Source organism: Hoyosella altamirensis (genome assembly GCF_014191505.1).
Taxonomy (GTDB): domain Bacteria; phylum Actinomycetota; class Actinomycetes; order Mycobacteriales; family Mycobacteriaceae; genus Hoyosella; species Hoyosella altamirensis.
In genome coordinates, this window is sequence record NZ_JACHWS010000003.1 from 542,668 (window position 1) to 556,134 (window position 13,467).

Here is a 13,467-nt window from a genome sequence, read left to right on the forward strand (position 1 = left end):
ACCACGCCGTTGGCAGCGGCGCGCTCGGGTCGCCCCATCTGTGACCGACGTTTGCGGCATACTCCCTTTCGGAAGTGTTGCCCCGCTGCAGGAGGCCGACTGGTCCCTGGAACCGCGAATTGAGGTGCTGAGCGCTGTGTGTGGCCTGCTTGGAATACTGACTGCTGACCGAAACGCGGCGGCGATCGCACCTGAACTGGGCGAAGCGGTGCATTGCATGCGTCACCGCGGGCCTGATGAATCTGGAACATGGCACGACGACGACGTCGCTTATGGCTTCAACCGCCTCGCGATCATCGATATCGCGCACTCACACCAGCCGCTCCGCTGGGGTCCGGCCGATAACCCCGACCGGTACGCCCTTACCTTCAACGGTGAGATCTACAACTACCTCGAACTTCGCGAGGAACTGCGCCGTGATCACGGCGCGGTCTTCCAGACTGAGGGTGACAGTGAAACCATTGTTGCCGCGTTCCACTACTGGGGCGCCCACGCTGTGCGGCGGTTGCGCGGCATGTTCGCATTCGCGGTGTGGGACACCGAGAAGCGTGAACTATTCATCGCGCGGGACCCCTTCGGAATCAAACCCCTATTCATCGCCCATGGTCCGGGCGGTTTCGGATTCGCAAGCGAGAAGAAGAGCCTGCTCGAGGCTGCTGACCTGCTGAACATCGACCTGAGCATCGATCCCCGTGCGACTGAGCACTACCTGGTCCTGCAATACGTTCCAGAGCCTGAGACGCTCCACACCGGCATCAGACGGCTCGAGTCCGGCTCGTACGCCTGGATCCGGCCCGGCGGTGAACCGGAGATCACCCGCTACTTCACCCCTCGGTTCCCGGTTGTTCCGTTCGGGCGCGGCATGAGCGAGGCGCAGAAACGGTACGACGAGATCGCGCGCGTTCTCGAGGACTCCGTCGCGAAGCACATGCGCGCCGACGTGACCGTAGGATCGTTTCTGTCCGGCGGGATCGACTCGACGGCGATCGCCGCACTCGCGATCCGCCACAATCCGGACCTGATTACCTTCACCACCGGTTTCCAGCGCGAAGGTTATTCCGAAGTGGATGTCGCGGCCGAATCGGCGGAAGCGATCGGAGCGCGCCATGTCGTGAAGATCGTGGGGCCCGAAGAGTTCGCCCAGGCGATCCCCGAGATTGTTTGGTACCTCGACGACCCAGTCGCCGACCCGGCCCTCGTACCGCTCTACTTCGTCGCCAGAGAAGCCCGCAAACACGTCAAGGTTGTTCTCTCGGGCGAGGGTGCGGACGAACTCTTTGGGGGCTACACCATCTACCGGGAGCCGCTGTCGTTGCGCCCATTCAGCGCGCTCACCCCGGGAATGCGCCGAGCAGCGTCGCGGATGTCAGACCGCCTGCCCGAGGGTCAGCGCGGGAAAAGCTTGCTTCAGCGGGGTTCTCAGACCCTCGAGGAGCGCTATTACGGCAACGCTCGCAGCTTCCAGGACGCGCATTTGCGCGCAGTGCTTCGCGACTTCCGTCCAGAGTGGACGCACATGGACGTCACGGCACCGATCTACGCACAGTCAGAGGATTGGGACCCCGTCGCGCGGATGCAGCATGTAGATCTCTTCACCTGGCTGCGCGGAGACATTCTCGTCAAGGCCGACAAGATGACGATGGCGAACTCCCTCGAGTTGCGCGTGCCGTTCCTGGATCCCGAGGTCTTCAAGGTGGCGGAGCGAATCCCGTATAAGCAGAAGATCACCCGCGAAACGACCAAGTACGCGTTGCGTCAGGCTCTCAAGGGGATTGTCCCACCACACGTGCTTCATCGCGACAAGCTTGGTTTCCCGGTTCCTATCCGCCACTGGCTGCGCGGCCCTGAGCTTTATGAGTGGGCGCGCAGCCAGATCGCGGAGTCGGGTGCTGACCACATTCTCAACCTGCAAGCGGTCGGCCAGATGCTGGAAGAACACCGGTCAGGGATCGCTGACCACAGTCGACGGTTGTGGACCCTTATTACGTTCATGGTGTGGCACGGGATCTTCGTGGAGAAGCGGATCAAGCCGCAAATCCAGGACCACCAGTATCCCGTGACGCTCTAAGCGTGCGCCGCCGCTATGCGCTGGCACCTACGGGAAGGGCTTCGCCGATCTCGGCTGCGGCGTCCTGCCCGTAGGCGTCAGCGAGCCGGGCGAGAGCTTCGTCACGGTTCCAGTTCCACTCCTGGGTGCCAACGGTTTCCAGGACGAGCACAGCTACGAGACAGCCGAGCTGCGCAGATCGTTCAAACCCGAGGCCAGCTACTCGCCCGGTCAGGAATCCCGCACGGAAAGCGTCACCGACACCGGTCGGATCAACACGCTTGAGTTCAGGCACGACATCAACGTGGATGCGCTGACCGCCCGAAGGCAGGATCTCGACGCCCCCGGCGCCCAGCGTTGTCACCCGAACGTCGACCTGGGAGGAAACGTCTTCCGCAGTCAGTCCGGTCTTCTGAAGAAGCAGTCCCCACTCGTACTCGTTCGTAAAGAGATACGCGGCACCTTTGATTAGGTGCCGGGCGGCGGCTCCATCAATCCGCGCGAGTTGCTGCGACGGATCCGCGGCGAAGGGAAGCCCCAGCTTGCGGCACTCGTCAGTGTGAACGCCCATCGCTTCAGGGTCATTCGCACCGACCAGCACCATATCGATGGACGGGTTCTGGCGAACGACGTCAGCGATGGACGTATCTTTGGCCTCGGACATCGCACCCGGGTAGAAAGACGCGATCTGGGCCATATCGAGGTCTGTTGTGCAGACAAACCGCGCAGTGTGCGCGGTCGTCGAGAGCGAGACACCGCTGCAATCGACACCATGGGACTCCAGCCATTCACGGTACTCAGCGAAGTCACCGCCTGCCGCGCCCACCAGCACTGGTGATCCGCCTAGCACTCCGATCGCGTACGCGATGTTTCCGCCAACACCTCCCCGTCGCACGACAAGATCGTCAACCAGGAAGCTGAGCGAAATCTGGTTCAGCTTGTCCGCGACGAGCTGCTCAGAAAACCTCCCCGGAAACGTCATGAGGTGGTCTGTTGCAATCGAACCGCTCACAGCGATCGCCACTGATGATCCCTTTCCATGCCCACGGGTAGCTAGACGCGAGGTCCTCGCGACGCCTTACGGTACCGCGATCGACGGCCCTGAAGAGAGCATGAATTGCCGGAAAAGCACTCCGGGGTGGTCCGGTTTATTCACCAGACCACCCCGGGTGCGACTTTGGGGAGGTGCGACCTTGGCAGTCCCTACTGCCCTGGTTCCCCAGCTTGGCTGTAACTCAGTTGAATGAGTCCCCGCAGGCGCACGAGCCCGTTGCATTGGGGTTATCGATCGTGAAGCCCTGCTTTTCGATCGAATCCACGAAGTCGATGACCGCGCCGTGAAGGTACGGCTCGCTCATCCGGTCTACGGCGAGCGTGACACCCTCGAAGTTCAGCGTGTGATCGCCGTCCAGAGTCCTGTCGTCGAAGAACAACTGGTAGCGCAAGCCTGCGCAACCACCTGGCTGCACAGCAATTCGCAGCGAGAGATCCTCGCGCCCCTCCTGCTCGAGCAGCGCTTTTGCCTTCGCAGCTGCAGCCGGAGTCAGCGTCACACCCTGCGTGGCGGTCTCGTTCTGCACAGTCATGCGTTCTCCCTCAGCTTCTACATCATTGCCGTGCCGTGCACATATACCCGTGCTCTCTTAAACGGTACATTGTTCAGGAACATTCCCACAGCTGTGAGCGGCCGTGAGATTCCCCGCTCTATCGCGGACGGGACGTCAGCGTGTCCAGCGTGACAGTCGCCACGTTCCGGCGGAGGACAGCCGCGGTGGGCACGGCGTGGCACATGTCGCACCGGGTTTGTCCGGCCCCATTCATCCAATACCCTGTAGCGCGTGAAGTTCCCCCGACGTGGCAACGAGCAGAATTCCCCGAGCGACAGCGAGGGCGATGCACAGCACAGTCCCGAAGCGAGTGGTGAAAGCTCCGGCGAGACGCGCGGCGCCGCAGCTGACCAGGCTGAACGGCGCGGTTACACCCCAGGGAAAGGCCGCCCCACGCCGAAGCGGAATGAGGCCACGCGAGGTAGTCGTGGACCCATTACCCCAGCGCCCATGACGCGTGCCGAGGCACGCGCACGCAAGAAAGCGCTGAAGGCGGCCAAGAAGAACGAGCCGAAGATGAGCAAGGCAGAGAAGAAGCGCGCTGCTGCCGAGACCCGGGCGCGTGCCTCAGAGCGTCGCGCACGGATGATGTCCGGCGAAGAGGATTACCTGCTCCCGCGTGACCGCGGTCCGGTTCGGCGGCTTGCGCGCAACTTTGTTGACGCCCGACGAAATCTGGCGGGGCTCTTCATGCCACTGGCGCTGCTCGTACTGCTCACGCTCTTCATGCCCCCCGAGCTTCAGGGCGTGATCACACTCGGAATGCTCGTCTTCCTCATCTTCATGATCATCGAAGGCATCATGCTCGGCCGGATGATCAGCAACCGGATCCGGGAGCGCTACCCGGACAGCGACGACACCGGCTTCAGCATCGGCTGGTATGCGTTCGTCCGGGCGACGCAGGTCCGTAAGCTTCGCGTACCACGCCCGCAAGTTCGCCCAGGGGATGCGGTCTGACCGGCGCATTAACGATGGGCCGTGTACTCGTACTAGGTGGCGCGCGTTCCGGTAAGTCCGGGTACAGCGAAGAACTGATCGCGGGGCAGGCAAATTCACCGGACAAGGTGCGATACATCGCGACCGCTCCGCGACGGGTGAACGACCGCGAATGGGACGAGCGCATCGCGGCGCACCGCGCACGGCGAGCGCCGCAGTGGCACACCGTGGAGACCGCTGATGTTGCTGCGGAACTGCGGCGCGACCGCGACGCGCCGACACTGGTGGACGACCTCGGCACCTGGCTAACCGCGCAGATTGATGCACGGCAAGCCTGGGACAGTGGCCCCACGGCGCTTGATGATGTGCTGGACGATCTCGTGTCTGCCGTGTGCCTGTATGAAGGGCCGCTCGTGCTCGTGACACCGGAAGTCGGGATGGGGATAGTTCCCCCCACGCACTCCGGCCGGATGTTTCGCGACCTCATCGGGGTGTTGAACGGCCGCCTCGCGGAAAAGTGCGAGAAAGTAGTTGTGGTCATAGCGGGAATCCCCTTACCGCTGAAATGAAATCAGCGCGAAGTTTGAGGAGGACAACGACCGGTGTCAGCCCCAGTTGAGCCGGATCCCCGCGCCGTGTTCGATTCGGTCCCCCAGCCTGACAGGCCGTCGCGGCGGGCAGCCCAGGAGCGCCAGCGCTCGCTGACTAAACCACCTGGTTCTCTTGGGCGGCTCGAAGAGATCGGCGAGTGGGTGGCCGCGTGCCAGGGGCAAAGTCCGCCGCGCGTGTTCGAGCGCCCGCGAATCGTGGTCTTCGCCGGAGATCACGGCGTCGCCCAAACCGGGGTCTCGGCTTACCCGGCAGAAGTGACCCAGCAGATGGTCCTGAATTTTCTGGCTGGCGGAGCAGCGATCAATGTTCTCGCCAGGGCAGCTGGAGCCTCCGTGCGAGTGGAAGACCTGAGCGTTTCCGGTGACACTTCCCCGGCGGTCTCCCGGCATAAGGTGCGGCGATCCTCTGGCCGTATCGACCGTGAGGACGCGCTCACGGAAGAGGAAACGCTTACCGCGATTGCCGCTGGGCGCGCGATCGCCGACAACGAAATCGACAGCGGCGCGGACTTGCTGATCGCTGGAGACATGGGAATCGGGAACACCACGCCCGCCACCGTCCTCATCGCTTCGCTCACCCGGACTGAGCCAGTGGCAGCTGTGGGTCGCGGTACCGGTATCGACGATGTCACCTGGATGCGGAAAACAGAAGTGATTCGTGATGCGATGCGGCGCGCGCGCCCTGCTGTTCGCAACCCCGTCAAACTCCTGCAAACGGCAGCCGGAGCGGACATCGCTGCAATGGCTGGGTTCCTGGCACAGAGCGCAGTACGCCGAACGCCCGCCATCCTGGATGGAGTTGTAGTGTCAGCAGCCGCAATGGTCGCCGAGGATCTGGCCGCTGGGGCACGCGACTGGTGGATTGCGGGTCATCGCTCAACCGAACCTGCGCACACGCTTGCATTGCGGCAGTTGCAGCTCGACCCAGTAGTGGATTTCCAGATGCGTCTCGGTGAGGGCTCCGGTGCGGCAGTTGCGCTGCCAATTATCCGGGCAGCGGTCGCTACGCTCGCAGAGATGGCGACTTTCGACGAGGCAGGGGTGAGTGACCGGTGACGGATCGGCGTTCGCGACGTTCGGTGCAAGCACCCGAAAGTGCCGCCATCGACGGGATCCGTGCCGCTTTTTCGTGGTTGACAATATTGCCCGTCCGGGGGCCACGCATCGCGGACCGTCAGGCGGGGAGCTGGGCGATCGCCGCGTCCCCTTTCATCGGCCTGGGGCTCGGCGTCCTGTCCGCTCTCGCGTTGTGGGGTTTGGTTGCCCTTGAGGTCCCTGCGCCGCTCGCCGGAATAGCGACGGTCGCACTCCTCGCCCTCCTCACCCGTGGAATGCACCTCGATGGACTCGCCGATACCGCAGACGGACTTGGAACCTACGGACCGCCGGAAAAAGCTCAGGCGGTAATGCACAGTGGCAGCTCAGGCCCGTTTGGCGTCGCGACGCTGGTACTTTGCCTTGCGGCGCAAGCATTCGCGCTGGGCACTCTAGCTGAACAGGGGAAGCTCGTCGCGGTCGTTGTGGCGATCGCGACAGCGCGCATCGCCGTCGTCCTCGCGTGCCGGCCCGGTATCCGTTCCGCGCGCCCGGAAGGTTTCGGCGCTCTGGTCGCAGGGACCCAATCGTGGGCGATAATCGGGACCTGGCTGATCGCTGCGGTGTTCGTGTCAATCGTCGCCGTGCCCGACCGCCCCTATCAGGGCACGATCGTCATAGCTGTCGCACTGGTACTGACCTTCTTGTTCACTAATCATTGCGTGCGCCGATTCGGCGGCCTGAACGGCGATGTGCTTGGCGCAGTCCTTGAGTTGACGGTCGTGCTGATCGCTGTGGGAATGCTCGTCGGCGGGTAGCTCCGCCTACCCGCCGACGGTCACCCGCGCTCTACCCCAGCTTCTGCATCCAGCCACGGGTGTCCGCGAAAGTGCCTCTCTGAATACCCGTAAGTGTGTCGCGAAGCGCAACCGTCACCTCACCGGGGTTGCCATCCGCGATTGCGTACTCGCCACCGGGGTATTTCACACTGCCGACCGGCGTGATCACCGCAGCGGTGCCGCATGCGAAGACCTCGGTGATCTCTCCGCTCTTGGCCTTCGTCTTGAGTTCGTCGACAGATATCTTGCGTTCTTCCACAGGAATACCGGCATCGGAGGCGAGGTGAATCAGTGAGTCTCGCGTGATCCCAGGCAGGAGTGAACCCGACAACTCTGGAGTGATGAGTCGAGCGTCCGCGCCCGACCCGAACACGAAGAACAGGTTCATTCCCCCCATTTCTTCGATGTAGCGCCGCTCGATCGCGTCGAGCCAGACCACCTGATCGCACCCGTGGTCAATCGACTCGGCCTGGGCAAGAAGTGACGCCGCGTAGTTGCCAGCGAACTTCGCTGCACCCGTACCACCGCGCACCGCACGAACATATTCCGTCGACAGCCAAACGCTCACAGGCTTGATCCCGCCCTTGAAATAGGCGCCTGCGGGCGAAGCGATCAGTAGATACTTGTACTCCTTCGCAGGCCTTACACCAAGCCCGGCCTCGGTGGAGAACATATAGGGCCGCAGATACAGCGACTCTTCACCGCCAGCCGCGGGGACCCAGGCACGGTCGACGTCGATCAGCTCCCGCAGCGATTGAACGAAAAGCTCGTCAGGCAGTTCAGCCATCGCGATACGCCGCGCCGAAGTTCTGAAGCGAGCAGCATTGGCATCGGGGCGGAATGACGCAATCGAGCCGTCCGGCTGACGGTAGGCTTTCAAGCCTTCGAAAATGGCCTGTCCGTAATGCAGCACCATCGCGGCAGGGTCCAGTGTGACCGGCCCGTATGGCAAGATCTGCGGGTCATGCCAGCCTTTTCCCTCGGTGTAATCGATGCTGACCATGTGATCGGTGAAGTGCTGACCGAACCCCGGCGATTCGAGTATGTTGTTGCGCTCCTCGTCGGGAAGGGCTGAGGGGTGCGGAACGCGACTGAACTCGGGCAGTGCTGTCATGGGCGCAAATCCTATCGCGAAATCTATTGAGTCTTAGGAACGACAAACGGTGGTCGCACCACAGCGCAGGGCATGTGCCGCCCGCGGACCTCCACCATCACTTCAGCACCTGCGTCAACTTCTGCTGTTGCGTCGAGGAGAGCAAGCGCGATTCCAGCTTTCAGCGTAGGGGAAAACGTACCTGAAGTGCAGGTACCAATCACCTGATTTTCGTGAGTGACGGTGAGTCCGGGACGGAGGACCCCACGGCCGAGCGCGCGCAGCCCCCACAGTTGCCGCGAGACGCCTGCGCTCTTCTCCCGCAGTAGCTCGTCACGACCCCAAAACTGAGGCTTCTTCCATCCGACTGCCCAACCGCAGCGCGCTTCCAGCGGATTGATTTCCAGCGAAAGTTCGTGTCCGTGAAGGGGATAACCCATTTCGGTTCGGAGCGTGTCCCGGGCTCCGAGGCCAGCTGCCTGGCCACCTCGCTGTGCGATGCAATCGACGAGGCGAGTGAGCGCATCCGCCGCGCTCTCCCAGGGAACAAGAAGCTCATATCCGAGCTCGCCCGTGTATCCAGTACGGCAAACACGGACCACTGTGCCCGACAGCGCCGACCATGTGGCGTCCTCAAACGCCATGTACGACATATCTACCGGAAGCCCCTCAGCAAGCAGGACTTCCCGCGACCACGGTCCCTGTACCGCGAAAATCGCGAAAGAACGGTGCTGATCCTGAACGGTAACTCCGGCTGGCGCCTTCGCGGCGAGACGTCGCGCCACCTCAGCGGAGTTGGCGGCATTGGGAATCAGAAAGACCTCACGCTCGCTGACAAGATAGGCGATCAGGTCATCCACAACCCCGCCTTCCTCGGTGAGACACAACGTGTATTGCGCTTTACCCGGACTAACGCGGCGCAGGTCATTCGACAGGCTGTTGTTCACGAATTCTGCCGCCCCCTCCCCGGACACCAGAACCTTCCCGAGGTGGCTAACATCGAACACGCCGACATGCTCGCGTACCGCCTTGTGCTCCCCGACCACGCCCTGATAGGAGACAGGCATCTCCCAGCCTGCGAACGGCGCGAATGTCGCACCGAGGCTCGCGTGTACCGCGTGGGCCGGGCTGCGCAGTAGGGCTGTGTCACTCGGGGCAACTGAAGCAGGGGAAACGGATTCCGATGTCACCGGACCAACGCTAGCCGGCGCGCGTAACGGTAGCCTCGAACCGCAAGAGTGTGTGAGGCATCAAAAACCATCCCCCGGTGGTCGCAGAAGCGGAAGTGAGGAGTCCCTTGAGCGCGGATCGCAAGTCACGCCAGCTCGGACCGGAGATCAAGCTCGCAGGAAAGATCGGCAAACGCCACGAGGTAGTCATAGTCGGAGTCTGGAAGGGCGAAGACGGTCCCGTTGTGGACGAGGCCGCTGGAGCTTTTGACGAGGCGACACGCGAACTGCTGTCTGGACAGTTACTGACCGCCGGCGCCACCGGCAAGGCAGACGAGCTGACTCGAATTCCGGCTCCAACACCCATTCGGGCATCAAGCGTTCTGTCTGTAGGTCTGGGGCCAGCACCGGATGACGGGGCCGTCGACGCGGAACGGCTGCGCCGGGCTGCTGGTGTTGCAGCGCGCTCGCTTGCGGGAGTTCAGAGCGCGGCGTGCACTCTTGGCAGCCTCAACCTGGGCGCCACGGTGGAAGGCCTCTTCCTTGGCGGCTACGCGTTCAATGAGTTCAAATCACCCAAGTCGCGACCGGGGCCGGACTCCGCGCCCCTGGCAGGCGCTGACATGATCGTTCCGAATCCGAAATCTAAGACGTCGCAACGCACCCTTGAACGCTCCCTCGCGATCGCCGAAGCTGTCGCGACGGCACGCGATTTCGTCAACACTCCCCCGAGCCACCTTTTCCCTGGCGAGTTCGCCGACCGCGCTCGCGCGCTCGGCGATGCCGCTGGACTCGCAGTCGAGGTGCTGGATGAGACCAAACTCGAGGAAGACGGTTACGGAGGGATTGTCGGCGTTGGTCAAGGTTCCTCACGGCCCCCTCGACTGGTCCGGCTGATACACCGCGGTGCGGCCAAGAAGGGCGCGAAAACCGTTGCCCTCGTTGGGAAGGGCATCACCTTCGATACTGGCGGCATCTCAATTAAGCCAGCCGCGAACATGGAGAACATGACGTCCGATATGGCTGGGGCGGCAGCCGTCATCGCCACGGTTGTGCTTGCCTCAAGGCTTGAGCTTCCGTTGACGGTCATCGCCACAGTGCCCATGGCGGAGAATATGCCTTCGGGCACAGCTCAACGGCCCGGTGATGTGATCACGCACTACGGAGGCACCACCGTCGAAGTTCTGAATACCGACGCCGAAGGCCGACTCGTCCTTGCTGACGCCCTGGTTCGCGCCGGCGAGGACAATCCCGATTACGTAATCGATACCGCCACGCTCACAGGCGCACAAATGGTTGCGCTCGGCAACCGCACGCCCGGCGTGATGGGAACCGACGAGTTCCGTGACCGCGTCGCGGGTCTTTCTCAGCAGGTGGGAGAAAACGGGTGGGCGATGCCCCTTCCGCCGGAGCTTCGGCGAGACCTTGATTCAAAGGTCGCCGATCTCGCCAACGTCACTAACCATCGTTGGGGAGGCATGCTCTCGGCAGGCCTGTTCCTTAAGGAATTCGTCCCGGAAGGCGCCGAGTGGGCGCACATTGACATCGCTGGTCCCGCTTACAACACAGGAGGACCGTGGGGCTACACGAGTAAGGGGGGTACCGGCGTTCCCGTGCGCACACTCCTCGCGGTTCTCGAGGATATCGCCGCGAACGGGTGACGGTGAAAGCGAATTGACGATGCGTCAGTAGGGCTGCTGATCCCGCTTGATCTGTTCCCTGCGCTGCAGTATCCGCTGACGCTCGTCGTACTCGCGCATTCGCTGCGGGTAGCCGGTCTTCTGCACGTCGTAAATTGGCACGCTCAAGCGTTCACCGAGCTTGCGCGCGGTTTTCGCGTCACCGACACGGCGTCGGGTCCATTCGCCATCCTTTGCGATCAGTACGACTGACAGCTGGTTGACGAACGTCTCCGGTTCAACGAATGCTTCCACGCCCTTGCGCTCTGCAACCCACGCTTCAAGGTGCGCAACGTCGGTGTCAGACATTCCGCGCAGCCGGCCCCCAGTTCCCCCACCGCCGCTGCCGCCGAAAGATCGGCGCATCCGTTCGAAGATTCCCATATCTCGATGCTGCCAGGAATCTGATGGAAGTCCCACTTGGGACATTTGACTGAGACCGCTTTTCTGGAAAACCGGACATCTCCGCCTGGCCGCGCAGTCAGAGCACTCGAATTAACTCCGCTGAAATGGCCCCTGCGCGCGCGGTGACCGTTCAGTGATGCAAGGATGGCATACAGCAGCGAAAACATTCGCGTCATCCGTAGAAGGTTTCGCTGCAAAAGCAGTATCTCGTGCAACTGGCCCCACAAGGTCAGCGCCACAAGCACAATAGAACCGACTAGAACCGAATACGTCGTCTCGCTACACCACGGCGGGCCGACGCGCCAACAACCCAACGAGCGCCGAGGAGTCGAAGGATAATGGCCTTCTCCGTTCAAATGCCCGCCCTAGGTGAAAGCGTGAGTGAGGGAACCGTCACGCGATGGCTCAAGCAAGAAGGCGATACCGTCGAGGTCGACGAGCCCTTACTTGAGGTCTCCACCGATAAAGTTGACACCGAAATTCCTTCGCCTGCGGCTGGCGTTTTGAGCAAGATCATCGCAAACGAGGACGACGTCGTAGAGATCGGCGGTGAACTCGCCGTTATCAGCGAAGACGGCGACACCGACGATAGCGGCTCCGATCGTGACGACGAGTCCAGCACCGAAGAAGCCGACACTGAAGCAGACAACTCAGAGGAGTCTGATTCCGAGCCTGACGACGCGGATGACCTCGCTGAGAAGTCGGAAGAGACCGAAGACTCCCCCGCCCAAGAGGAGAAGTCAAGCGCGGATTCCTCGGGAACTCAGGTCACGATGCCCGCTCTCGGTGAGTCAGTCACTGAGGGGACAGTCACTCGATGGCTGAAAGCTGTCGGTGACGAGGTCGAGATGGACGAGCCGCTTCTCGAGGTTTCGACAGACAAGGTCGACACCGAGATTCCCTCGCCTGTTGCTGGCACGCTACTCGAGATCACGGCAGATGAAGATGAGGTTGTCGAGGTCGGCGGCCAGCTCGCGGTGATCGGCAGTGGCAAGCCCGAACCAAAGGCAGAATCCAAGCCCGAACCGAAGGCCGAGTCAAAGCCCAAGCCGGAGCCAGAGAAGAAGCCCGAACCAAAGGCAGAATCCAAGCCCGCTTCCGGTTCAACGCCGTACGTCACACCACTCGTGCGCAAGCTCGCGTCGGAACACAAGATTGACCTATCGACGATCGAGGGCTCCGGGGTAGGCGGACGCATCCGGAAGGAAGACGTCCTCGCTGCGGCAGAGTCTGCTAAGTCAGCGAAGGGCAAGGCGCCTGCTGCTTCCGGGGCGAAGAAGGACAGCACCCCAGCAGGAGTCCGCCCTGAACTCGCGGAACTGCGCGGCACGGTACAGAAGGCCAACCGGATCCGTCAGATCACCGCGGTGAAGACCCGGGAGTCGCTCCAGACAACAGCTCAGCTGACGCAGACTCACGAAGTCGATTTGACCCGCGTCGCAACGCTGCGCGCAGCGAATAAGGCCGCGTTCAAGGATCGCCACGGAGTCAACCTGACCTTCTTGCCGTTCTTCGCGAAGGCTGTGGTCGAAGCACTCAAGCTTCATCCGAATATCAATGCGAGCTATGACGAGGCTGCCAAGGAGATCACCTACCACGGCAGCGAGCACCTCGGAATCGCGGTCGACACGCCGAATGGCCTGCTCTCGCCGGTCATCCACAATGCGGGCGAGATGTCTCTCGCGGAGCTGGCGCAAGCGATCAATGACATCGCATCCCGGGCACGGACCGGTGGGCTGAAGCCAGACGAACTGTCCGGCGGCACGTTCACTGTCACCAACATCGGCAGCAACGGTGCGCTATTCGATACGCCGATCCTCGTTCCGCCGCAAGCGGCGATGCTGGGTACCGGCGCAATCGTCAAGCGTCCGATCGTGGCCCGAGACTCCGACGGCAACGACGTGATCGCCATCCGCTCGATGGCGTTCCTGCCGCTGACATACGATCACCGGCTTGTCGACGGCGCTGACGCGGGCCGGTTCTTGACAACGATCAAGCAGCGGCTCGAAGAAGGTGAGTTCGAGGGCGACCTCGACCTCTGACTTG

12 protein-coding genes are annotated in these 13,467 nt (G+C 62.3%); 7 read left to right on the forward strand and 5 right to left on the reverse strand.

Annotated elements, in window-relative coordinates:
• The first annotated feature begins 136 nt into the window (after nt 1-136).
• A complete protein-coding gene (gene asnB / locus FHU29_RS16575; protein WP_064439485.1) occupies nt 137-2,068 on the forward strand; it encodes an asparagine synthase (glutamine-hydrolyzing) in 1,932 nt (643 codons plus the stop codon).
• Between the two features lie 13 nt (nt 2,069-2,081).
• On the opposite strand, the gene FHU29_RS16580 is transcribed toward asnB, so the two are convergent.
• Both FHU29_RS16580 and FHU29_RS16585 read right to left on the reverse strand, forming a co-directional pair.
• On the reverse strand, nt 2,082-3,071 hold the full coding sequence (locus FHU29_RS16580; RefSeq protein WP_064439221.1) for a carbohydrate kinase family protein: 990 nt from the start codon (nt 3,069-3,071) through the stop codon (nt 2,082-2,084).
• Nucleotides 3,072-3,282: 211 nt separating this feature from the next.
• The gene (locus FHU29_RS16585) at nt 3,283-3,633 is read right to left on the reverse strand and encodes a HesB/IscA family protein (protein ID WP_064439222.1); all 351 of its coding nucleotides are present in this window, start codon (nt 3,631-3,633) and stop codon (nt 3,283-3,285) included.
• A 252-nt stretch (nt 3,634-3,885) separates the two neighbouring features.
• Between FHU29_RS16585 and FHU29_RS16590 the strand changes: the two genes are divergently transcribed.
• Genes FHU29_RS16590 through FHU29_RS16605 form a run of 4 tightly spaced genes read left to right on the forward strand, consistent with a single transcriptional unit; the run spans nt 3,886 to nt 7,054 of the window.
• Nucleotides 3,886-4,611, forward strand: a complete 726-nt coding sequence (locus FHU29_RS16590; RefSeq protein ID WP_064439223.1) for a DUF3043 domain-containing protein — start codon at nt 3,886-3,888, stop codon at nt 4,609-4,611.
• A gap of 14 nt (nt 4,612-4,625) precedes the next feature.
• Entirely contained in the window at nt 4,626-5,159 is a 534-nt protein-coding gene (locus tag FHU29_RS16595; RefSeq protein ID WP_064439224.1) for a bifunctional adenosylcobinamide kinase/adenosylcobinamide-phosphate guanylyltransferase, read from the forward strand.
• A 33-nt stretch (nt 5,160-5,192) separates the two neighbouring features.
• On the forward strand, nt 5,193-6,257 hold the full coding sequence (cobT, locus tag FHU29_RS16600) for a nicotinate-nucleotide--dimethylbenzimidazole phosphoribosyltransferase (RefSeq protein ID WP_064439225.1): 1,065 nt from the start codon (nt 5,193-5,195) through the stop codon (nt 6,255-6,257).
• Complete coding sequence (locus FHU29_RS16605) at nt 6,254-7,054, forward strand: adenosylcobinamide-GDP ribazoletransferase (RefSeq protein WP_232322885.1); 801 nt, start codon at nt 6,254-6,256, stop codon at nt 7,052-7,054. Before cobT ends, FHU29_RS16605 begins: the two co-directional genes overlap by 4 nt.
• A gap of 31 nt (nt 7,055-7,085) precedes the next feature.
• Here FHU29_RS16605 and FHU29_RS16610 read toward each other — a convergent pair whose 3' ends face one another.
• Nucleotides 7,086-8,189 (reverse strand): branched-chain amino acid aminotransferase, encoded by a 1,104-nt coding sequence (locus tag FHU29_RS16610; protein ID WP_064439226.1) that lies wholly within the window; start codon nt 8,187-8,189, stop codon nt 7,086-7,088.
• Nucleotides 8,190-8,212: 23 nt separating this feature from the next.
• Nucleotides 8,213-9,358 carry a glycine cleavage system aminomethyltransferase GcvT gene (gene gcvT, locus FHU29_RS16615; RefSeq protein ID WP_064439227.1) on the reverse strand — a complete coding sequence of 382 codons (1,146 nt, stop codon included), beginning with the start codon at nt 9,356-9,358 and terminating at the stop codon, nt 8,213-8,215.
• Between the two features lie 107 nt (nt 9,359-9,465).
• On the opposite strand from gcvT, the gene FHU29_RS16620 reads away from it, so the two are divergent.
• Complete coding sequence (locus tag FHU29_RS16620) at nt 9,466-10,998, forward strand: leucyl aminopeptidase (protein WP_064439228.1); 1,533 nt, start codon at nt 9,466-9,468, stop codon at nt 10,996-10,998.
• Nucleotides 10,999-11,022: 24 nt separating this feature from the next.
• Here the strand turns inward: FHU29_RS16620 and FHU29_RS16625 are convergent, their stop codons facing one another.
• Nucleotides 11,023-11,400 (reverse strand): hypothetical protein, encoded by a 378-nt coding sequence (locus FHU29_RS16625; RefSeq protein WP_064439229.1) that lies wholly within the window; start codon nt 11,398-11,400, stop codon nt 11,023-11,025.
• Nucleotides 11,401-11,759: 359 nt separating this feature from the next.
• Here FHU29_RS16625 and sucB point away from each other — a divergent pair, with 359 nt between their 5' ends.
• A complete protein-coding gene (gene sucB / locus FHU29_RS16630) occupies nt 11,760-13,463 on the forward strand; it encodes a 2-oxoglutarate dehydrogenase, E2 component, dihydrolipoamide succinyltransferase (RefSeq protein WP_064439230.1) in 1,704 nt (567 codons plus the stop codon).
• Nucleotides 13,464-13,467 lie beyond the last annotated feature (4 nt).

Bases quoted from the DNA above. Each gene is read 5' to 3' on its own strand.
- FHU29_RS16585 (WP_064439222.1), bottom strand. From the start codon at position 3,633: ATGACTGTGCAGAACGAGACCGCCACGCAGGGTGTGACGCTGACTCCG.
- FHU29_RS16595 (WP_064439224.1), top strand. From the start codon at position 4,626: ATGGGCCGTGTACTCGTACTAGGTGGCGCGCGTTCCGGTAAGTCCGGG.
- FHU29_RS16610 (WP_064439226.1), bottom strand. From the start codon at position 8,189: ATGACAGCACTGCCCGAGTTCAGTCGCGTTCCGCACCCCTCAGCCCTT.
- FHU29_RS16625 (WP_064439229.1), bottom strand. From the start codon at position 11,400: ATGGGAATCTTCGAACGGATGCGCCGATCTTTCGGCGGCAGCGGCGGT.
- sucB (WP_064439230.1), top strand. From the start codon at position 11,760: ATGGCCTTCTCCGTTCAAATGCCCGCCCTAGGTGAAAGCGTGAGTGAG.